Origin of the sequence: Mameliella sp. AT18 (genome assembly GCF_028807275.1) — a bacterium.
GTDB classification, from domain to species: domain Bacteria; phylum Pseudomonadota; class Alphaproteobacteria; order Rhodobacterales; family Rhodobacteraceae; genus Antarctobacter; species Antarctobacter albus.
Map to the genome: position 1 here is coordinate 1 of NZ_JARAMO010000264.1, position 18,458 is coordinate 18,458.

20 protein-coding genes are annotated in these 18,458 nt (G+C 67.8%); 13 read left to right on the top strand and 7 right to left on the bottom strand.

What is annotated here, in order from left to right:
* Nucleotides 1–131: 131 nt before the first annotated feature.
* From PVW46_RS22035 to plsY, 6 genes are read left to right on the top strand one after another with little or no spacing between them, the layout of a single operon-like run.
* The gene (locus PVW46_RS22035) at nucleotides 132–1,082 is read left to right on the top strand and encodes an aspartate carbamoyltransferase catalytic subunit (RefSeq protein WP_069209369.1); all 951 of its coding nucleotides are present in this window, start codon (nucleotides 132–134) and stop codon (nucleotides 1,080–1,082) included.
* Nucleotides 1,079–1,621, top strand: a complete 543-nt coding sequence (locus PVW46_RS22040; RefSeq protein ID WP_069209370.1) for an aspartate carbamoyltransferase catalytic subunit — start codon at nucleotides 1,079–1,081, stop codon at nucleotides 1,619–1,621. The genes PVW46_RS22035 and PVW46_RS22040 overlap by 4 nt, the downstream gene beginning before the upstream one ends.
* Before the next feature lie 15 nt (nucleotides 1,622–1,636).
* Nucleotides 1,637–2,176 (top strand): hypothetical protein, encoded by a 540-nt coding sequence (locus PVW46_RS22045; protein ID WP_069209371.1) that lies wholly within the window; start codon nucleotides 1,637–1,639, stop codon nucleotides 2,174–2,176.
* A complete protein-coding gene (locus PVW46_RS22050) occupies nucleotides 2,173–2,559 on the top strand; it encodes a hypothetical protein (RefSeq protein ID WP_043141585.1) in 387 nt (128 codons plus the stop codon). The genes PVW46_RS22045 and PVW46_RS22050 overlap by 4 nt, the downstream gene beginning before the upstream one ends.
* Entirely contained in the window at nucleotides 2,556–3,857 is a 1,302-nt protein-coding gene (gene pyrC / locus PVW46_RS22055) for a dihydroorotase (RefSeq protein WP_069209372.1), read from the top strand. Before PVW46_RS22050 ends, pyrC begins: the two co-directional genes overlap by 4 nt.
* The gene (gene plsY / locus PVW46_RS22060) at nucleotides 3,854–4,444 is read left to right on the top strand and encodes a glycerol-3-phosphate 1-O-acyltransferase PlsY (protein ID WP_069209373.1); all 591 of its coding nucleotides are present in this window, start codon (nucleotides 3,854–3,856) and stop codon (nucleotides 4,442–4,444) included. The genes pyrC and plsY overlap by 4 nt, the downstream gene beginning before the upstream one ends.
* 4 nt (nucleotides 4,445–4,448) lie before the next feature.
* On the opposite strand, the gene PVW46_RS22065 is transcribed toward plsY, so the two are convergent.
* The 7 genes from PVW46_RS22065 to gspG are packed head-to-tail and all read right to left on the bottom strand — an operon-like array spanning nucleotide 4,449 to nucleotide 8,860.
* Nucleotides 4,449–4,931, bottom strand: coding sequence for a type II secretion system protein M (locus PVW46_RS22065; RefSeq protein WP_069209374.1), 483 nt, complete (start codon nucleotides 4,929–4,931; stop codon nucleotides 4,449–4,451).
* The gene (gene gspL, locus PVW46_RS22070) at nucleotides 4,928–6,100 is read right to left on the bottom strand and encodes a type II secretion system protein GspL (protein ID WP_083242271.1); all 1,173 of its coding nucleotides are present in this window, start codon (nucleotides 6,098–6,100) and stop codon (nucleotides 4,928–4,930) included. Before gspL ends, PVW46_RS22065 begins: the two co-directional genes overlap by 4 nt.
* Nucleotides 6,093–6,974: a type II secretion system minor pseudopilin GspK gene (gspK, locus tag PVW46_RS22075; RefSeq protein ID WP_069209376.1), complete on the bottom strand. Its 882-nt coding sequence runs from the start codon at nucleotides 6,972–6,974 to the stop codon at nucleotides 6,093–6,095. Before gspK ends, gspL begins: the two co-directional genes overlap by 8 nt.
* A complete protein-coding gene (locus PVW46_RS22080; protein WP_069209377.1) occupies nucleotides 6,971–7,615 on the bottom strand; it encodes a type II secretion system protein GspJ in 645 nt (214 codons plus the stop codon). The genes gspK and PVW46_RS22080 overlap by 4 nt, the downstream gene beginning before the upstream one ends.
* On the bottom strand, nucleotides 7,612–7,980 hold the full coding sequence (locus tag PVW46_RS22085; protein ID WP_069209378.1) for a type II secretion system protein: 369 nt from the start codon (nucleotides 7,978–7,980) through the stop codon (nucleotides 7,612–7,614). The genes PVW46_RS22080 and PVW46_RS22085 overlap by 4 nt, the downstream gene beginning before the upstream one ends.
* The gene (locus PVW46_RS22090) at nucleotides 7,965–8,420 is read right to left on the bottom strand and encodes a prepilin-type N-terminal cleavage/methylation domain-containing protein (protein ID WP_069209379.1); all 456 of its coding nucleotides are present in this window, start codon (nucleotides 8,418–8,420) and stop codon (nucleotides 7,965–7,967) included. Before PVW46_RS22090 ends, PVW46_RS22085 begins: the two co-directional genes overlap by 16 nt.
* Complete coding sequence (gene gspG / locus PVW46_RS22095) at nucleotides 8,405–8,860, bottom strand: type II secretion system major pseudopilin GspG (RefSeq protein ID WP_069209380.1); 456 nt, start codon at nucleotides 8,858–8,860, stop codon at nucleotides 8,405–8,407. Before gspG ends, PVW46_RS22090 begins: the two co-directional genes overlap by 16 nt.
* A gap of 112 nt (nucleotides 8,861–8,972) precedes the next feature.
* Here gspG and PVW46_RS22100 point away from each other — a divergent pair, with 112 nt between their 5' ends.
* The 7 genes from PVW46_RS22100 (at nucleotide 8,973) to fzlA (ending at nucleotide 18,373) form a co-directional block, all read left to right on the top strand.
* Nucleotides 8,973–9,707, top strand: a complete 735-nt coding sequence (locus PVW46_RS22100; RefSeq protein ID WP_069209381.1) for a prepilin peptidase — start codon at nucleotides 8,973–8,975, stop codon at nucleotides 9,705–9,707.
* Nucleotides 9,708–9,783: 76 nt separating this feature from the next.
* The gene (locus PVW46_RS22105; RefSeq protein WP_069209382.1) at nucleotides 9,784–11,361 is read left to right on the top strand and encodes an SEL1-like repeat protein; all 1,578 of its coding nucleotides are present in this window, start codon (nucleotides 9,784–9,786) and stop codon (nucleotides 11,359–11,361) included.
* A 2-nt stretch (nucleotides 11,362–11,363) separates the two neighbouring features.
* Nucleotides 11,364–12,566 carry a tetratricopeptide repeat protein gene (locus PVW46_RS22110; protein ID WP_052244483.1) on the top strand — a complete coding sequence of 401 codons (1,203 nt, stop codon included), beginning with the start codon at nucleotides 11,364–11,366 and terminating at the stop codon, nucleotides 12,564–12,566.
* Between the two features lie 116 nt (nucleotides 12,567–12,682).
* Entirely contained in the window at nucleotides 12,683–13,105 is a 423-nt protein-coding gene (locus tag PVW46_RS22115; protein ID WP_043141559.1) for a hypothetical protein, read from the top strand.
* A 36-nt stretch (nucleotides 13,106–13,141) separates the two neighbouring features.
* On the top strand, nucleotides 13,142–14,131 hold the full coding sequence (locus tag PVW46_RS22120) for a hypothetical protein (RefSeq protein ID WP_274577671.1): 990 nt from the start codon (nucleotides 13,142–13,144) through the stop codon (nucleotides 14,129–14,131).
* Between the two features lie 346 nt (nucleotides 14,132–14,477).
* Nucleotides 14,478–17,540 carry an FG-GAP-like repeat-containing protein gene (locus tag PVW46_RS22125; protein WP_069209384.1) on the top strand — a complete coding sequence of 1,021 codons (3,063 nt, stop codon included), beginning with the start codon at nucleotides 14,478–14,480 and terminating at the stop codon, nucleotides 17,538–17,540.
* 167 nt (nucleotides 17,541–17,707) lie between these two features.
* Nucleotides 17,708–18,373: an FtsZ-binding protein FzlA gene (gene fzlA / locus PVW46_RS22130; RefSeq protein ID WP_069209385.1), complete on the top strand. Its 666-nt coding sequence runs from the start codon at nucleotides 17,708–17,710 to the stop codon at nucleotides 18,371–18,373.
* Nucleotides 18,374–18,458 lie beyond the last annotated feature (85 nt).

Consider the following 18,458-nt stretch of genomic DNA (forward strand, 5'->3'; position numbering starts at 1 on the left):
CGCCCCTGTTTCTTCTTGGCGAAAATACCCCCACGCAACATCGCCACGCGGCGCGCCCTCGGGCCTGCCGGGGGCCTTGCCCCGCAACGGCACCCTACATAAAAGGTCCAGAACGCCACCGAGGGACCCGAATGCGCTTCGACCACCGCCATCTGCTGGGGATCGAGCCCCTGCGCCCGGACGAGATCACCACGATCCTCGACCTCTCCGATCAATATGTCGATTTCAACCGCCGCCGCGACAAGCACGCCAATGCGCTGGCCGGGCTGACCCAGATCAACATGTTCTTCGAGAATTCCACCCGCACCCAAGCCAGTTTCGAACTTGCGGGCAAACGGCTGGGCGCGGACGTGATGAACATGGCGATGCAGGCCAGCAGCATCAAGAAGGGCGAAACCCTGATCGACACCGCCATGACGCTGAACGCCATGCACCCCGACCTGCTGGTGGTGCGCCACCCGCATTCCGGCGCGGTCGATCTCCTGGCGCAAAAGGTCAACTGCGCGGTGCTGAACGCCGGGGACGGGCGGCACGAACATCCCACCCAGGCGCTCCTTGACGCGCTGACCATCCGCCGGGCAAAGGGGCGGCTGCATCGGCTCTCCATCGCCATCTGCGGCGACATCGCCCATTCCCGCGTGGCGCGGTCCAACCTGCTGCTGCTGCACAAGATGGAAAACCGCATCCGCCTGATCGGCCCGCCGACCCTGATGCCCTCGGGCATCGACGCCTTTGGCGTCGAGGTCTTCGACGACATGCGCGAGGGGTTGAAGGACGTGGACGTGGTCATGATGCTGCGCCTTCAAAAGGAACGCATGGACGGCGGCTTCATCCCCTCGGAACGCGAGTACTACCACCGCTACGGGCTGGACGCCGAAAAGCTGAGCCACGCCAGGGAAGACGCCATCGTCATGCACCCCGGCCCGATGAACCGCGGTGTCGAGATCGACGGCACCCTGGCCGATGACATCAACCGCAGCGTGATCCAGGACCAGGTGGAGATGGGTGTCGCCGTACGCATGGCGGCGATGGACCTATTGGCCCGCAACCTGCGCGCCCGTCCGACCGAGGTGATGACATGACCAGGGTGCAGGTCAACGGGTCTGACCGCACAACGCTTTACCTCACCCATCTCGACTTGCCCCCCGAGGCGGTCGAGCGTTTCACGCAGATGGCGGGTACGGGTGAATGGCCGCTGAAATACGCGCTTGGCGCGACGCGCCTGCGCGAAAGCTTTGTCGACGTGGTTTCGATCCGCGACCTGGGCGAAATGACGCTCTCGCAGTATCTCTCGGCGGCCTACGACGTGCCTGCCTGCGCGCTGGAAAAGGACCGCGCACGCATCGACAGGCTCAAGGGACATGCGGTGGTACTGCCGCCGCAGGCCTTTGACGGCACCTCGCAGGAGCTGACCATCGCGCCGCCGCTGACCCTCGTTGGCAGCTACGGCGAGGCGCGCCCCACCGCAGGCGGCGCCAACCCGGTATCCAGGGCGGCCCGGGGCCAGGGTGGCGCACAGCCCGCCGCGCGACGTAGCAGCGGCAACTCGCCCCTTCTGAAACTCATCCTCGCCGCCGTCGCGCTGATCCTGGCGCTGGTGCTCTGGCTGGCGCTGGTATGAGATGGGAGGCGTGAGATGAACGTGCAGGACCAGGCCCCACAATGCGGGTGGGAGGGGCTGCTCGACCCGGGCGAGACGATCCTCTGGCAGGGCCGTCCCGGTGCCCGCATCCGGCTGGGCATCGGCGATATCCTCCTCATGGTCTTCGGCACGTTTTTCGCCGGTTTCGCGCTGGTCTGGATGGCGCTTGTCTCCGGCGTGGGCGGGCTGTTCTGGGTCTTCGGCATGATCCATTTCATGGTCGGTCTCGGGATCATCTGCTGGCCGCTTCTGGGCCGCCCCTACCTGCGCCGCCACACCTGGTACACGCTAACAGACACCCGCGCCTTCATCGCCACCGAACTGCCGTTGAAGGGAAAGCAGCTGAAAAGCTACGCGATCACCCCGGACAACCAGCTGACGCTGGAGGATGGCATCCCGGGCTCGGTGATTTTCGCCTCGGAATGGCGGCGCGGCAAGAAGGGCAGCTACGAGACCCGCATCGGCTTTCATGACATCGACGAGGCGCGCAAGGTCTACGGGTTGATGCGCGGCATCCAGCGGGGCCGGACATGACCTTCACCCCCGACCGCGCCACCTATATCCGCACCCATTGGATCATGGCCGCCATTGCAATGGCGCTTGGCATGGCGATCCTCTGGGCGCTCGGCAACGCGCATGTCTGGACCGGCGCCATCGGCGGGCTGGCCGCCGTCGCCCTGCGCGGCTGGTACCTGATGGACGAGGAACTGGGCCATGCCTGGCGGCTGGAGGATGGCGTACTTGCAGGCCCCGGCGAGCGCCGCGTGCCATTGGACCAGGTCGAGAAGATCCGCGCCATCGGTGCCGCCGTCCAGATCGTCACGAAAACCGGCGACAAGCACCTGATCAAGTTCCAGGCCGATCCGCAGGCAACCATCGCCCGGATCGAGGCCGCCCGCCCGAGAGGCCAAGAATGACCCAGACCCTGATCCACAACGCCCGCCTGATCGACCCCGAAGCCGGGGAGATCACCTCCGGCGCGCTCCTGATCGAAAGCGGAAAGATTACCGAAATCTTAACGCAAGGCACTGATTTTGAAGGCATGTTTCGCGCGCGAAACATCCAGCCGGATCGGGTCGACGCGGGCAATGCCTTCCTGGCGCCCGGCATCGTCGACATCGGGGTGAAGGTCTGCGAACCCGGCGAGCGGCACAAGGAAAGCTATGGCAGCGCCGGTCAGGCGGCGGCGGCGGGCGGGGTGACCACGATGGTCACGCGCCCCGACACGCAGCCCTGCATCGACACGCCGGAAACGCTGGAGTTCATCCGCCGCCGCGCGATCGAGGAAACGCCGGTCAACGTCCTGCCGATGGCGGCGCTGACCAAGGGCCGGCAGGGCCGCGAGATGACGGAGTTCGGGTTCCTGCTGGATGCCGGGGCCGTGGCCTTTACCGATTGCAACAACGTGGTGAGTGACACCAAGGTGCTCAGCCGGGCGATGACCTATGCCCGCTCGCTGAATGCGCTGGTCGTCGGCCACCCGCAGGATCCGGGCCTGTCGCAGGGGGCCGCCGCGACAAGCGGAAAATTCGCAAGCCTGCGCGGACTGCCCTCGGTCTCTCCGATGGCGGAACGCATGGGGCTGGACCGTGACATCGCCCTGGTCGAGATGACGGGCGTGCGCTACCACGCGGACAAGATCACCACCACCCGCGCCCTGCCCGCACTGGAACGCGCCAAGGCCAACGGCTTTGACGTCACCGCCGGGGTGTCCATCCATCACCTGACCCTGAATGAGATGGACGTGGCCGATTACCGGACCTTCTTCAAGGTCACACCGCCGCTGCGCTCCGAGGAAGACAGGCAGGCGGTGGTCGAGGCGGTGCGTACCGGGCTGATCGACATCATCGGCAGTTATCACAGCCCGCAGGACGAAGAGAGCAAGCGCCTGCCCTTCGAAGAGGCCGCCAGCGGCGCCGTGGGGCTGGAAACCATGCTGCCGGTGCTCTTGCGGCTATACCATGGTGGCGAACTGGATCTGCCGACGCTGTTCCGCGCCCTGTCGCTGAACCCCGCGAAACGGCTGGGGCTGGATTGCGGACGGATCGCAGCGGGGGCACCCGCCGACCTGGTGATGTTCGACGCAGACAAGCCCATCGTGCTGGACCGGTTCAAGCTGCGCTCGAAATCCAAGAACACGCCCTTTGACGGTGCCCGCCTGCAAGGCCGGGTCTTGGGCACATGGGTCGGCGGCACGCGGGTGTTCGAGGCATGAGCGGCATGGTGATCCTCTGGGCCGCGCTTGGCTACCTGCTGGGGTCGATCCCCTTTGGCGTGCTGATCACCCGGGCGATGAACCTGGGCGACCTGCGCCAGATCGGGTCGGGCAACATCGGCGCGACCAACGTGCTGCGCACCGGCAACAAGGGGGCGGCACTGGCGACCCTGCTGCTGGACGGCGGCAAGGGGGCGGCGGCGGTGCTGATCGCCCGCGCCTTCGAGGCGGACGGCATCGCTGTGCAGGCGGCGGGTGTCGCGGCCTTTTTCGGCCATTGCTTTCCGGTCTGGCTGCGCTTCAAGGGCGGCAAGGGGGTGGCGACCTTCCTTGGCCTGATGCTGGTGCTGGCCTGGCCCATCGGCCTTTTGTGCTGCGCCACATGGGCGGCGGCGGCCTACCTGTCGCGCATTTCCTCGGTGGGGGCGCTGGCCGCCTCGGCGGGGGCGCCGGTCTGGATGCTGATCACCGGACGCGCGGACCTGCTGGTCAGCGCGGTCCTGCTGGCGGCGCTGGTCTGGTGGCGGCACTCGGCCAACCTCTCCCGGCTGCGCGCCGGGACGGAACCGAAGATCGGCCAGAAATAGGCGTTCAGGGCAGGACCTCGATCCGCGCATCCACCAGCCCGGGTTCCGCGCCACGGTCCAGGCGGAAGCCCGCGAAACGATAGCCCCAGACCGGTTCGACCTGCGTCAGCCAGCCGATCAACACGTCGAAGCTGACCGCCGCGAACCGCATTTCGATCCCGCCGCCCTGCCGCGCCGAGAGCGTGGCGACATTGCCGGACAGCCCCGCGCTGTCGAGGCTGCGCTGCACCGCGGCCAGCCCGATCGGCTCTGCCGGTCCCGGCCCGGCGGCCGAGCGCAGCAACCGGGCATCCTCGGCCCGCGCCGCGACCCAGGCATTTAGCGCACGGGCCTCTTCCAGCGCCGCGACAGAAGCCGCGCGCCGTTCCGCCAGCGGCCAGAGCAGGCCGACCCCGGCGCCCAGCATCAGCACCAGCGCCATGACCCCCAGCAACAGCCGTTCCCGCCCCGTCAGGCGCAAGAGATGTTCCACCATGCGCCCGGTCATCCGCCCTGCTCCGGTTCCCGGATCGTCAGGTCGGCGATAACGCCCCCCTTTCCGCCCAGCCGCGCGTCGCGCACGGTGATCCGCAGCCCCTCGGCGGCCAGGCTGTCGACCAGCGCATCGACCGCCGCGAAATCGCCCATCTCCAGCACCAGTTGCAGCCCCTCGTCCGGCGCCCAGGCCACGGTGTCCAGACGCACCCCCGCACCGGACAGGACAGGCGCCGCCCCGGCAAAGAGATCCAGCGGAGAACTGTCCCCGCTGCGGGCGCGCAGCGCGCTGCGCTGCTCGGCCAACGCACGGGCGATCTGCACCCGCATGTCGAGGATCGGCCCGGAGGTGACAAATTCGGCCCGCGTCAGCTCCATCGCGCGGGCGGTCAGTGCGGCGGTCTCCGCCTCGGTGGCGCGGATCACTGCGATCTGCGCCGCGGCCCAGAGCCCGGCGGCCACGGCCCCGGTCAGGACCGGCCAGCGCCAGGCGGAGAGCTGTCGGCGCAGCCGCCCGCGTGCGGCCTGCGGGTCGGCCCGCAGGTCCAGCCCAGTTTCCCCGCGCGAGAAGGCGCGCAGGTCCACCCGCTTGTCCGGCGCCCCCGCAACCACGGGAATGTCCCGCGCGGCAAGCCAGGCCTCGAACTCCGGCAAGGGCGGGCCATAGCGGTGGACACGCTCCGGAGCACCGTCCCGCGCGATGATCGCCTCGGCCTGCAGACAGAGCGCAGCCTCGGTGGTGGTCACGCCATCCGCCGGACCAAAGCGCGCGCGCAGTCGGTCGGGTGTTCCCGCAACGGTCCAGCATGTCTCGTCGACCGGCAGCGCCAGGTAGTCGGGCAGCACCGCGACACAGCCTTTGCCCACCTGCCCGCGCCAGCGCTCCAGCGTCGCGCGGTCCACCACCAGGACGCGGGTCCAGCCCTCGGCATTGCCGTCCAGCGCAAAGGGCCGCATCTGCAAGGCGCCGGCCTCTGGCCCCAGCAGGTCCGCCAGTTGCCGCTGTGCCACCTGTTCGCGCGCAACACCGCGCAACCGGCCCGGCAGGTCCAGCGTGACCAGCGGCACCGCCTCGCCCGGCACAAGCGCGACGTACCGCCCGCGCGGAACGGGACCACCGACAGGCGCGGTGGCCAGGCCGGGGTCGTCCGGCGGTAAGGGAAACTCTGCCAAATCAGCCATCCGGCAAACGATAATCGACCCGCACCCCGACGGGAAGCCGCTGGCGGTACAAGACCGTGCGCCGCGACAGGCGCCGCCCCTCGAAGTCAACCGTGGCGCGGGCCATGAACCAGTCGCTGCCCACGGTCAGCCGCGTGTCGTCGACCTCGGCCGCCGTTGCGGGCGGCAAGGCCAGCAAAAGGTCCGAGACTGAACCGAATGGCCTGCGCTGACGCGCCGCCACCAACGCCCGCGCCTGCGCGCCGGTCATCTGTGGCAGCCAGGCGGCCAGCACCTCGGGCGGGGCGGTGTTCACATTCAGCCGCGTGTCGCTGGGCAGGGCCGCGATCAGCGGCGACAGGCGGGCGAATTGCCGGTCCGTCAGGCCGGGAATGGCCCGGAGCTGAGCGGGGTCCTTGATCGGGCCGCCCCTTGGCCGCATCGCGGCATAGGCCGCCGCATCGGCCGGGCCGCCGGGGGAGAGGAAGTCCCGGATCGCGCGGCCCGTCTCCTGTGGCAGGCCAAGCCCGCCCAGCAGCCGTGCAAATGCCTCATGCGCCTGCACGTCCTCTGGCACCGCCAGCCAGTTGACGTTGAACCGCCCCTGCAAATCCGCGATCCCGCCGCTGACCCGCGCCCGATCCAGTTCGGCATCCCGGATCGGCTGGGCCCAGGCCTCTTGCGCGTGGTCGGCGGGGCCGGGATCGCCTTGCAGCAGCGAAATCGCCAGCGAGTCGACCCCGTCCAGATAGGCCTCTGCCTGCGCGGCCCCCTGCCAGGCACGCTGGCGTTCGACGCTGTGCCCGGCGCGCACCAGCAGCACCGTCGCCACGGCCGCCAGCGCCCCCACCAGCACCAGCGCATTGACCAGGACCGATCCGCGCGTCGCACTCATGGCAGCGCCTCCAGCAGGCGGATCTCTCCAAGCCCGTCGAGGTTGAAGGTCAATTCGACTGCGCTTGGCAGGGCATCGGAATAGAGATTGGCGACGCGGGCAAAGGTGCGATCCTCGTCCAGGGCATCCGGAGCGTCGGCTGCGGGGCCGATCAGCCCGCCGCCTGCCCCCTCGACCCACCCCTGCGCCTCCCAGTAGCTGCGCAGGCGAACGCTCTCGACCCCGGTCAGGAACACCCGGTCGGGGCTGCGCTGCGCGGCACTGGCTGGGGCAGACACCGGCCAGGACGCGCGCGACAGTCCGCCGGTCGCCCGGTCATATCGCCATTCGACCCGCTGGAAAGGCGCGGTTGTGCCGTCCAGCGCCGAAACCGTCAAAGCCAGGACGCTCCCATTGAAGGTGAGCGCCGATTGCGGGGGGCCGTCCGGAGCGTGAAACACCATCGGCGCGGCGCGGTCCAGATCGCTGCGCAACAGGGCCAATGCGACCGCCAGCGCCCGGTCCCGGTCATCCCGTCCACCCAGCGCGTCGCGGGTGCGGATGGTGCCGTTCAGGGTCTGCATTCCCATCACCGCAACCAGCGAAAACAGCGCCATTGCCACCACAAGTTCGATCAGCGTCAGCCCGCGCGTGCCCTTCATCGCGGTGCCCCTCCGCCGGGCAGGAAAGTGACAAGCGTCGCCCCCGGCCCCTCGGAGGATGTCACCGTGATGTCGGCGCGGATCAGCCCGGCAGCGGTGGCGCGGCGACGGGTTTCGACGCGAAACAGGTAAGGCCCAAGGGTCACGGTGTCGGGCAGGTCCACGGCACCGGGCAGGCGCAGCGCCTCGGCCCGGTTTTCCGCCGCCAGTTGCGCCAGAACGCGAGGGGCTGCCCCACCAAGGACAAACCGCGCCTGTCCCGTGGCCTTGAGCGTGGCCATCGTGCCCAGCGACAGGATGGCGATGGCGATCACCAGCTCCAGCAGGGTCAGGCCCTGTGTGGCGCGGCCTACTCGGGGGCGCATGTCAGCCTGCTCCATCCATCGCTGGCACAGCCCCAGACCTCCCCCCCGCCCGAGAAGGTCAGCGCAAAGGCGCTGGTCCCGCCATCGGCGCGCAGCCTTATGCGCGGCGTGCCTGCGGGCATCGGCGTCGAAGAGACCAGCCGCGCCTGCCCCCGCCAGTCAAAGAGCCTCCGCGTCTCGTCCCAGCCGTCGGTAGTGTGCCGGGACAGGGTCAGGCCACGTGGCGTGATCTCCAGCCCCTGTTCCTGCCGTGCCAGGATCGCCAGCGCCCAGCTTTGGTCGAACGTCCGCTGGAACCGCTGCGCGTCGCGTTCGGCGCCGGGCACCGCCGCCCCCGTCGACAGGCCGACGCCCACTGCCAGCACGGCCAGCACGGCGACCGAGACCATCAGCTCCAGCAGGCTGAACCCCGCGTCGCCGGATCTCAGCCCCCCGTCCACGAGCCTATGTCCGCATCCGCCCCGGTGCCGCCCGGCACGCCGTCGGCGCCATAGGTGAAGACGTCGAAATCGCCGTGCACACCCGGTTGCAGGTACTGGTAGGGCCGGCCCCAGGGGTCCTGCGGCACGCGGTCCATGTAGCCGCCCGAGGCCCAGTTGGCCGGCACGGGATCCGACGAGGGGCGGCTGACCAGCGCCGCAAGCCCCTGGTCGGTGGTCGGATAGCGGAAGTTGTCCAGCCGGTAGAGATTGATCGCCGCCTGGATCGCCGCGATGTCCGATTGCGCACGGGCGGCACGGGCCTGGTCGGGCCGGTCGATGACGCGTGGCACGATGACCAGCGCGAGGATCGACAGGATGACAACCACCACCATGAGTTCGAGCAGGGAAAAGCCCGCGTCGGCGGGACGGCGCGGCGCGGCCTGTGAAGTATCGCTCATATGCTCCCCTGCGCCCAAGGCGCCTCTTGACGTTTTGCGGCGATCCTAGCCAAGAACCCCGGGGCAGACAATCGCCGCCACGCAGGCGGGATGCACGGCAGGGAGGGCCGGAATGGACGTCTTTTCGACCCTTTTCCTGTTGCTGATAGCCCCTGCCGCCGGCTCCTTCATGGCGGTGCTGGCGGACAGGTTGCCGCGCGGCGAGGACGTGGTCACGGCGCCGTCACACTGTCGTGCCTGCAAGGCGCGGCTGGGCCTGCGTGATCTGGTGCCGCTTCTGTCCTTTCCCCTGCTGCGCGGGCACTGTCGCCATTGCGGGGCGCCGGTGCCCGGCTGGCTCTGGCTGATGGAACTGGCGGCGCTGGGACTTGCCGTATTGGCCCTGTTGCGCGGCGGCACCGGGTGGGAGATCTGGTGCTCGGCCCTGCTGCTGTGGCTGCTCTTGGCGCTGGCGGTCAGCGACCTGCGCAGTTTTCGCCTGCCCGATGCCCTGACAGCCGCGCTGGCGGCGCTGTGCCTCGGCGTGGCCTTGGTGCAGGGGGCGTTGCTGTGGGCGCTGGCGGGCGGGTTGATCGGTGCGGGCAGTTTCATGGCGCTGCGCATCGCCTATGCCGCCCTGCGCGGGCGCGAGGGGCTAGGGCTGGGCGACGTCAAGCTGATGGCAGGCCTTGGCGCGCTGACCGGCCCCGCCCAGTTGCCCCTGCTGGTTCTGGTCGCGGCGCTGATGGCGCTGGCCACGGCCCTGCTGCGGCACCGCGCGCCGAAAGGCGACCTGCCGCTGCCCTTCGGCACCGCGCTTTGTGCCAGTGCCGGCCTGCTGTGGCTGTTGCGCGAAACCATCCTCTAGGCGCATAAACCGCTCGCACATCGCGTCAGGATCGTTAGGGTCGGGCGCCACGACCTGCCCGTGAAACGGAGCCGCCATGACCACCTCTTGCCGCCCCTTCCTCTCTGCCGTCCTGGCCAGCGCACTGGCGCTGTCCCCGCTGCCATTGGCAGCACAGGACGCCGCCGACCCGCCTCCCGAGGCGCAGGACCTGCCCGAGATGGCCAAGATCGAACAGGCCTGGAACCGGGGCGATTTCGTGACCGTGCGGCAGGGGCTGAAGGTGCTGGCCGAAGAGACCGGCACCGCCCTGGCACAGTACCGCTATGGCCGCATCCTGATCGAGGGGCGCGGCGGCCCGCGCGATCCCAAGGGCGCGGCGCTCTGGCTGGAACGGGCGGTCGAACAGAACCACGCCGAGGCGGCGACCCTGCTGGCGCGGCTCTACCTCAGCAACGTCCCCGGCGGGCCGGAACGGGACGCGACCCGCGCGGCAGAGCTGTTGACCCGGGCTGCAACGCGTGGCGATGCCCAGGCGCAATACCTGCTGGCCCTGCTGTACCAGAACGGCGACGGGGTCGAACGCGACACGGATGCCACGTACAACTGGCTGCTGGCCGCCGCCGAACAGCGCCATGCCCAGGCGCAGTTCGCCCTTGCCGCGATCCATCTCAACAGCGAAACGGGTGACCGCGACGAGGGGATACGCTGGCTGCGCGCCGCCGCCGGACAGGGGATCGCGGATGCACAGATTCAACTGGCAACCCTGCTGGATACGGCCGACACGCCCGTGACCAACCGCGCCGAGGCGCTGGACTGGTATCGCCGCGCCGCAGAATCGGGGCATGTGCTGGCCCAGCGGATGCTGGGCACGCGCTACCTGACCGGCGACGGTGTGAGCGCCGATCCGCAAGAGGCGCTGCGCTGGCTGGGACAGGCGGCGCAGGCCGGCGACGCGGGCGCGATGAGCAACCTTGGCTATGCCTTTGCCGCCGGGCAGACTCTGCCACAGGACATGACGCAGGCGGCCCTCTGGTACGGCCGGGCCGCAGAGCATGGACTGGGCCGGGCGATGGTGGCACTGGCCCGCATGTACGAGACGGGCACAGGGGTGACGGCGAATTTCGACACGGCAGTGGCGCTTTATACCCGCGCTTTGGAAACGGATGACGACGCGCTGGCCCGGGTCGAGCTGGGACGGCTGGCCGCCGCCGGGCAGTTGGACGGGCGCGTCGCGCCGCAGCGCGCCGTGCCCTGGGTCCTGGCCGCGCTGCGGGCCGGGAACGCCGAGGCGCTGACCTGGCTGGAAGCCCGCGCCGAGGCGGACGATCCCGCTGCGCAATCGGCATTGGGGCGGCACCTGCTGGACAGCGACGAGGCGCACCGGGACGAGGCCGTCGCCCTGCTGCGCTCGGCCGCCGACCTGGGCAACGGGCCGGCGCAGTTCGCGCTGGCAGGCCTGCTGGCGCGCGGCGATCACGGCGGCGCGCCGGACTATGTCGAGGCGCACAAGTGGTACAACATCGCCGCCACCTTTGGCCATCCGGACGCGCCCGAGCAACGCGAAGTGCTGGGAAACCTGATGACACCCGAACAGCTGGCACAGGCCCAGGCCGCCGCCCGCGCCTGGTTCGAGGCCGACGCAGAGCGCGGGCCGGCGCTCGGGGGGAATTGACCGTGCGCGCCGCCGTTTCCGCGCTGGCGATCACGCTGGCCCTGGTCAGCCCCGCGGTCCAGGCGCAGACCGATCCGCTGGCGGCCATGCGCACGGCGGCAGAGGCCGGGGACATGGCCGCGCAGCTGGCGCTGGCCGAACGGTTCGAGACCGGCGACGGAGTGGTGCAGAACTTTGCCCGGGCGGCGCGCTGGTATGGCCTGGCCGCCGAGGCGGGCAGCCTGCAGGCCGCCAACCGGCTTGGCCGCTTGCACCATGCGGGCCTTGGCGTGCCCCGCGACATCCCCCGGGCGATCGAACTGCTGGAACGCGCGGCCAAGGGCGGCGCGGCAGAGCACCTGCACGACCTGGGGCTGGTTCTGGAAAGCACGCAAACTGACGATGCCAGCCTGGCGCGTGCTGCCGATCTCTATCGCAGGGCCGCGCAGGCAGGCCATGTCGAGGCCGCGGTCAGCCTGGCCGTACTGCTGCAGAACGGCACCGGCGTACCACAGGACTTCGAAGAGGCCGCAAGGCTTTATCGCCAGGCCGCAGACCAGGGACACCTGCGCGCGCTCAACAACCTTGGGTTGCTGTATGTCCGGGGCAACGGCGTCGCGCAGGACTATGAACGGGCCGCCGACCTTTTCAAGGCCGCCGCGGACCAGGGGCTGCCGCAGGCGCTGACCAACCTCGGCGTCCTTTACGAGAACGGATTTGGCGTTCCGCAAAGCGACGCGCTTGCCATGCAGTACTATCGGCGTGGCGGCGAAGGCGGCGGCACGAAGGGCGCGCAATCGCCGCAGGTGATCTACGATCCCCGGCTGGCCCCTCCTCCCACGGACCAGGCGGGCCTGAAGGTGCTTGAACGGGCCGCACGCAGTGGCGACCCGGTGGCGGAATTCCAGTTGGCCTTCATGATGTTGCAGCAAGGCACCACAGACCCGCGCAGCGCGATCCGGGCCGCCACATTGCTGCGCCGGGCCGCCGAGGCCGGGCATGCGCCCTCGATGGCCAACCTCGCCATGATGTATTTCCGGGGTTCGGGTGTGCCACAGGACTATGTCATCGGGCAGATGTGGCTTGTCCTTGCCGGGTCCGCCGGTTTTGACGGCGCCACCGGGCTGAACGCGCAATGGAGCGCCCGCATGACCGCTGACCAGGTCAACGAAGCCCAGAAACGGGCTGAGGCGAAATGGTCCGAGTGGCGCGATGCCGAAAATTAGAAATACACGCAAAACGCGTGATTTCCTTGACCAAACGTAACATGACGATGCATAGTTCGCTCAGATACGGGACGCGGTGCCGCCGCGGCCCCATGATTTCGTTGCACGGGACAGATATGCGGATTTTCCGATACATACCCATCATCGCGACCGCGCTGACCACCAGCCTGGCCGGCATGGCCCAGGCCGCCGATCCAGTGGCGCAACACAACTCGACGGCTTTCTGGTTCGTGAACTGGCTGGGCCTGACCAATGCCACGCTGGATGTCGTCTCTCCGCAGGGTGAGGTGACGACGGTCTTTGCCTCTTCGGGCACGCCGGTCTTCGAGCTGGACCGCGCCAAGGCGATGGACGGGGTTTATCGCTACGAACTGACGGCGGCGACGGACAAGCAGGTCAAGGTCGTGAACCCGATGAACAACGGGCGCGGCGACCTGGCATCCGACATGGCCGCGGAATCCTTTTACCTGACCGGTCAATTCATCGTCTCGCGGGGCGTCATAACGACCCCGGACGAAATGACCGAAGACGACAACTGAATTTCAAGACATCAAAGGCGCAAAAGGAACAAGAACATGAGCAAAGCCAGCTTCCCGACCCGTGGACTTGCAGCGGCGGGCCTCGGCGCCTGCATGATGATCGGCCAGCAGGCCGCGGCTGACCAGGTTTTCCTCGATGATGTGATCGTGGACGGCAGCCTGTGCGTCGGCACCGACTGCGTGAACGGCGAAAACTTCGGCTTCGACACGCTGCGGCTGAAGGAAAACAACCTGCGGATCAAGTTCCTGGACACGTCGAACAGCGGCAGCTTTCCCAGTGTCGACTGGCAGATCGTCGCCAACGACAGCTCCAACGGCGGCCTGAACTACCTGGCCTTCCAGGACGACAGCACCGGGCGCATCCCCTTCCGTGTCGAGGCCGGCGCGCCGGCCAACTCTCTCTACGTCGAAGCCGATGGCGACCTGGGCATCAAGACCGCGCAGCCGGTGGTCGACATCCACGTGGTCGAGGGCAACACCCCCACCCTGCGCCTCGAGCAGGACGGGTCGGACGGGTTCGCCCCTCAGGTCTACGACATCGCCGCGAACGAGGCCAACTTCTTCATCCGCGACGTGACCAACGGCTCTCGCCTGTTCTTCCGCGCCAAGCCCGGCGCCCCCGAGGACAGCCTCTACATCGATTCGACCGGCGAGATCGGCATCGGCACAGACGCCCCCAGCGAGGCACTGCATGTGCGCCGCTCCGATGGCACAGCGACGCTCTATGTCCAGGAGGTCAACGGGTCGGTGGCGCTGCGCAACCTGATCAAACTGGACAACAACGGCGAGGTGGGCCTGCGGATGCAGAACACCGACACCTCGGACAAATGGGCGCTGGCCACAGCCGGCGGCGGGTTCATCATCAACGGCAACGGCGGCGCGGCAGAGTTCACGCTGGGCGCGAACGGCGACCTGACGATCACCGGCTCAATCACCACCACGGGCAGCTGTTCCATCGGCTGTGACGCGGTTTTTGACGCCGATTACGATATCCTGCCGATCTCTGCCCGCGCGCAGTTGATGTAAGACCTGGGTTACCTGCCCAACGTCGGCCCCACCGCAGAGGCGGGCCAGTACGACCTGACCAAGAAGGTCCTGGGCATGCTGAACGAACTGGAGCACGCGCATATCTACATTTCGCAGCTGAACAAGCGGATCGAAGTGCTGGAAGAAGCGCTGGCCACCCAGGTCGATTGAGCCGGGGGCGGGGCTGTGCCTCCGCCATGAAACGGGTGTGACACGCGCCCCGTCTGCCCCCGCAGGCGGGGCGTTTTCACGCCGCATGCACCGTGCACGGGCCACGCCCTGTGGCTGGCACGGCAACACCAAGTGAAAGACCGGCCAGAAGGTCGGCAGGATTCAAGAGGGACACATGATCTCGGACACCCAAAGCCCCCGCACCGACTGGCTGCGCCTGGGGTTCGCATTGGCCATTGTCGTCGTGCTGGCCTATCTCTTCTGGACCGGATCGCGCTACCCCGCGCTTGGGGAAAAGGCCATCATGTCGGGCGCCATCCAGTTGGAGGACCCACTGGGCTTCGAGGCGAAATTCGCCCTGACCGAGGATATGACCGTGCTGGAGCGGATGTTCTGGTCGACGCTGAACTGGATCAACACCAACAAGAAGGGCATGACCTTCGGCGTGCTCTTTGCCGCCGCCTTTCTGACCGCCGCGCCCTATGTGCGGCGCAAGAGCTTCAAGGGAAGTTTCGCCAACAGCGCCCTGGGCCTGGTCATCGGCACGCCGCTGGGCGTCTGCGTGAACTGTGCCGCACCGATCGCACGGGGGATGTATTCCGGGGGCCTGAGGGCGGAAACGACCCTGTCGGCCATGATCGCCTCGCCGACACTGAACGTGGTCGTGCTGACCATGCTGTTCAGCCTGCTGCCGGTCTACATGGCCGTGACCAAGATCGCGCTCAGCCTGCTGGTCATCCTCGTGGTCGTGCCGCTGATCTGCCGAAATCTGCCGGAAACCGAGCTGCCCCCGGCGCAGCGCGTGGCCACCGTGCCGCCAGCCCCGTTGCCGGGTGTGCACCACGCCGTCAAGGACGTGGTCATCGGCTACCTGAAGAACCTTTGGTACATCTTCAAGATGACCGTGCCGCTGATGTTGCTGGCAGGCATCCTGGGCGCCGTGGTCGCAACGCTGCTGCCGCAGGACCTGATCACCGGACTGGCCTTCAGCCTGGTTGCGCTGGTGCTGATCGGCCTTGTCGGGGTCTTTCTGCCGGTGCCTATCGCCTTTGACGTGGTTGTCACGGGGGCGTTGTTGGGGGTCGGGCTCAGCCACGGCTACGTGATGGCACTGCTGTTCACCCTGGGCAGCTTCAGCATCTATTCCTTCTTCATCGTCGCGCAATCCGTGGGCATGCGGGCCGCCGTCCAGCTGGGCGCCAGCATAGCCGTGCTGGGCATCCTCGCAGGCGCCGGGGCGCATTACTACCACGACTGGCAGACCGACCGCGCGCTGCGCCTGCTGACCAGCGAGGTTCAGGAACCGCAGCGCCTGCTCTGGGCCGCCGAGGCCGCCGAGGGCGATCCCTGGACCGTGACCACCGAAGACGCGCCCCGCATCATCGTCGAGCCGCGCCCCTTTGCAGATCCCTCGCCCGCCGCCGACCGGGGCTTTACCCGGCTTGAAGGTTGGGAAATCGGGCTGGACCAGCCGATCGAGTTCACGATGGCCGACATGTGGCCGCCCTTCTGGGAGGGCCGCAGCCTGGCCTCGGGCGACATCGACAATGACGGCGACATCGACCTGGCGGTCGCCTCGACCGAGGTGGGCCTGCGACTGTTCGCCAATGACGGGAGCGGCCAGTTCACCCCGATGGAGATCGACCTGGGCGAACTGGCCAATGCGCCGGTCTTCAACGCGGCGATCGTGGATATCGACAACGATGGGTTCCGTGACCTCTTCCTGGCGACCTACCGGGGCGGCAATTTCGTCATGATGAACGGCCCCGACGGGTTCGGTGCGCCGCAGAAGGTGGAAAACACCGAGGGGACCTTCTTGACGATGGCGCTGAGTTTCGGCGACGCGGACCGCGACGGCGACCTGGACCTGGGCCTGGGGAACTGGTCCGCAGGATGGTATCGTCGCATCCCGGGTGAGGAATCGCGCAACCGCGTGGTCTGGAACGAGGACGGCGCGCTGACGGGCACATCCTACACCGTGCTGCCCGGCATCCCCGGCGAGACACTGTCGATGCTGTTCACAGACCTTGACCGGGATGGCAACCAGGACCTGCTTTTGGGCAACGACTTCGAGATTCCGGACTATTTCTACATGGGGGATGGCAAGGGCGGGTTCCGCGCCGTGACCTACCAGGACGGAACCATGCCGCATACGACCACCACGACGATGGCGATCAAGACGGCGGACCTGATGAACGACGGCGCACCGGAACTTTACCTGGCGCAGATCGCCGGGCGGTCCTCGGGCGTGTCCAACATCCTCAAGATGCAGCCGCTGGAACACTATTGCGCGATCATCAAGCGCGATGACCTGCGGGCGACCTGCGAAAAGAACATGGCGATCAAGACCTGGTACAAGTCGGGCAACAGCTTTGACCCGACCTATGCCAGCCGCTGCCAGGAACTGACCGGGCGCGACCAGGTGGAATGCAAGGCCATGCTGATCAAGGACCTGGCGATCCAGCGCAAGGATGCCGCGATCTGCGACATGATCCCCAAAGACCAGGTCAAGGCGCATTCCTACTGCGTGGTGCACTTCAAGCCGCCGCGCCCGATCGAGGCGCAGGAGGCGGATGCCGCCCTGCCGCAGATCAAGAACTACAACGTGCTGCTGACGCCGGATGGCGCGGGCGGCTATGCGGATGTGGCCAAGGACTGGGGCCTGCACATCGGCGGCTGGAGCTGGGACACAAAAATCGCCGATTTCGACGAGGACGGCTGGAAGGATGTCTATATCGTCAACGGCACCTGGGTCCCGAACGAGGTCAGCCCGTCGAACCTGTTCTTCCGCAACACCGGCAAGGGGTTCGTGGAATCCTCCGGTCCCTTCGGGCTTGAGGATTACCTGATGACCGCCGCCGCGACGCGCTTCGACATGGACGGCGACGGCGACCTGGACATCGTGACCTACACAGTGAACGGGCCGCTGGCGGTCTTCCGCAACAACGCGCAGGACAACAAGGCGCTGACGGTGAGTTTCGAGGATCTGCAGGGCAACCGCGACGGCATCGGCGCCGAGGTCACGGTGACGGATTCGCAAGGCGTGACACGGATGCAGGAAATCCAGCTTGGCGGCGGTTTCATGTCCTTCGATGCGCCGGTGGCGCATTTCGGGCTGGGCGACGCGGACAAGGCGGTGCGCATCGCGGTCCGCTGGGCCGATGGCGGCGAAACGGTGATCGAAGGCGATTTCGCGCCCGAGACCCAGTACCGTATTCGCCGTTCCGCCCCCGAATAAGGCACGCGGGCGGCCTGAATGGGCCGCCCCGCGACTGCCGGGACAGGGTTCAGGCGCCTTGAATGGGCGGATTACCGAGTGCGTCTGCCCCTGCCCGGATCAACCCCGTTGAACCCGGCCCGCTTTCACGGCAAGTAGAGGGGGTTCCCCTCAGGCATTGGAAGGTCATGGCCAAGCTCTACCACGTCCCCCTCTCGCCCTTTTGCCGCAAGGTCCGTCTCAGCCTCGCCGAGAAGAAGATCGAATGCGAATTGGTCGAGGAGCGTTACTGGGAGAAAGACCCGGATTTCATGCGCCGCAACCCGGCGGCAAAGGTGCCGGTGCTGCGCATCGACGGCAAGATCATGGCCGAGTCGGCGGCGATCTGCGAATGGATCGAGGAGAAATACCCCGAACCGGCGCTGATGCCGCGGTCCGCCGACGCCCGCTACGAGGTGCGCCGCCTGGTCGGCTGGTTCGACGACAAGTTCCACAACGAGGTCACGTCGAAACTGCTGTACGAGCGGGTCAACAAGAAGGTGATGAAGGCCGGATTCCCCGACAGCGGCAACGTCAAGGCCGGGGCCAAGGCGATCAAGTATCACCTCGACTACATGGCCTGGCTGCTGGATCACCGGCGCTGGCTGGCAGGCGACAACATGACCCTGGCCGATTTCGCCGCCGCCGCACATCTGTCGGCGCTGGACTACATCTCTGACGTGGACTGGAACCGGTCGAGCGTGGTCAAGGACTGGTATGCCAAGATCAAGTCGCGTCCGGCCTTCCGCGCCATCCTGGCCGACCAGGTGCCGGGGTTCCCGCCGCCTGCCCATTATGCCGACCTGGATTTCTGAAACCGAGGCGATCTTTCTGCGAAAGATCGGTGGGGGCGCTGCCCCCGTCCCTGCGGGACTCCCCCGGAGTATTTTTGCCAAGAAG

Excerpts from the sequence above, each read along its gene's own strand:
- PVW46_RS22035 (WP_069209369.1), top strand. The coding sequence starts at position 132 with ATGCGCTTCGACCACCGCCATCTGCTGGGGATCGAGCCCCTGCGCCCG.
- PVW46_RS22040 (WP_069209370.1), top strand. The coding sequence starts at position 1,079 with ATGACCAGGGTGCAGGTCAACGGGTCTGACCGCACAACGCTTTACCTC.
- PVW46_RS22045 (WP_069209371.1), top strand. The coding sequence starts at position 1,637 with ATGAACGTGCAGGACCAGGCCCCACAATGCGGGTGGGAGGGGCTGCTC.
- PVW46_RS22050 (WP_043141585.1), top strand. The coding sequence starts at position 2,173 with ATGACCTTCACCCCCGACCGCGCCACCTATATCCGCACCCATTGGATC.
- pyrC (WP_069209372.1), top strand. The coding sequence starts at position 2,556 with ATGACCCAGACCCTGATCCACAACGCCCGCCTGATCGACCCCGAAGCC.
- plsY (WP_069209373.1), top strand. The coding sequence starts at position 3,854 with ATGAGCGGCATGGTGATCCTCTGGGCCGCGCTTGGCTACCTGCTGGGG.
- PVW46_RS22065 (WP_069209374.1), bottom strand. The coding sequence starts at position 4,931 with ATGACCGGGCGCATGGTGGAACATCTCTTGCGCCTGACGGGGCGGGAA.
- gspL (WP_083242271.1), bottom strand. The coding sequence starts at position 6,100 with ATGGCTGATTTGGCAGAGTTTCCCTTACCGCCGGACGACCCCGGCCTG.
- gspK (WP_069209376.1), bottom strand. The coding sequence starts at position 6,974 with ATGAGTGCGACGCGCGGATCGGTCCTGGTCAATGCGCTGGTGCTGGTG.
- PVW46_RS22080 (WP_069209377.1), bottom strand. The coding sequence starts at position 7,615 with ATGAAGGGCACGCGCGGGCTGACGCTGATCGAACTTGTGGTGGCAATG.
- PVW46_RS22085 (WP_069209378.1), bottom strand. The coding sequence starts at position 7,980 with ATGCGCCCCCGAGTAGGCCGCGCCACACAGGGCCTGACCCTGCTGGAG.
- gspG (WP_069209380.1), bottom strand. The coding sequence starts at position 8,860 with ATGAGCGATACTTCACAGGCCGCGCCGCGCCGTCCCGCCGACGCGGGC.
- PVW46_RS22100 (WP_069209381.1), top strand. The coding sequence starts at position 8,973 with ATGGACGTCTTTTCGACCCTTTTCCTGTTGCTGATAGCCCCTGCCGCC.
- PVW46_RS22105 (WP_069209382.1), top strand. The coding sequence starts at position 9,784 with ATGACCACCTCTTGCCGCCCCTTCCTCTCTGCCGTCCTGGCCAGCGCA.
- PVW46_RS22115 (WP_043141559.1), top strand. The coding sequence starts at position 12,683 with ATGCGGATTTTCCGATACATACCCATCATCGCGACCGCGCTGACCACC.
- PVW46_RS22120 (WP_274577671.1), top strand. The coding sequence starts at position 13,142 with ATGAGCAAAGCCAGCTTCCCGACCCGTGGACTTGCAGCGGCGGGCCTC.
- PVW46_RS22125 (WP_069209384.1), top strand. The coding sequence starts at position 14,478 with ATGATCTCGGACACCCAAAGCCCCCGCACCGACTGGCTGCGCCTGGGG.
- fzlA (WP_069209385.1), top strand. The coding sequence starts at position 17,708 with ATGGCCAAGCTCTACCACGTCCCCCTCTCGCCCTTTTGCCGCAAGGTC.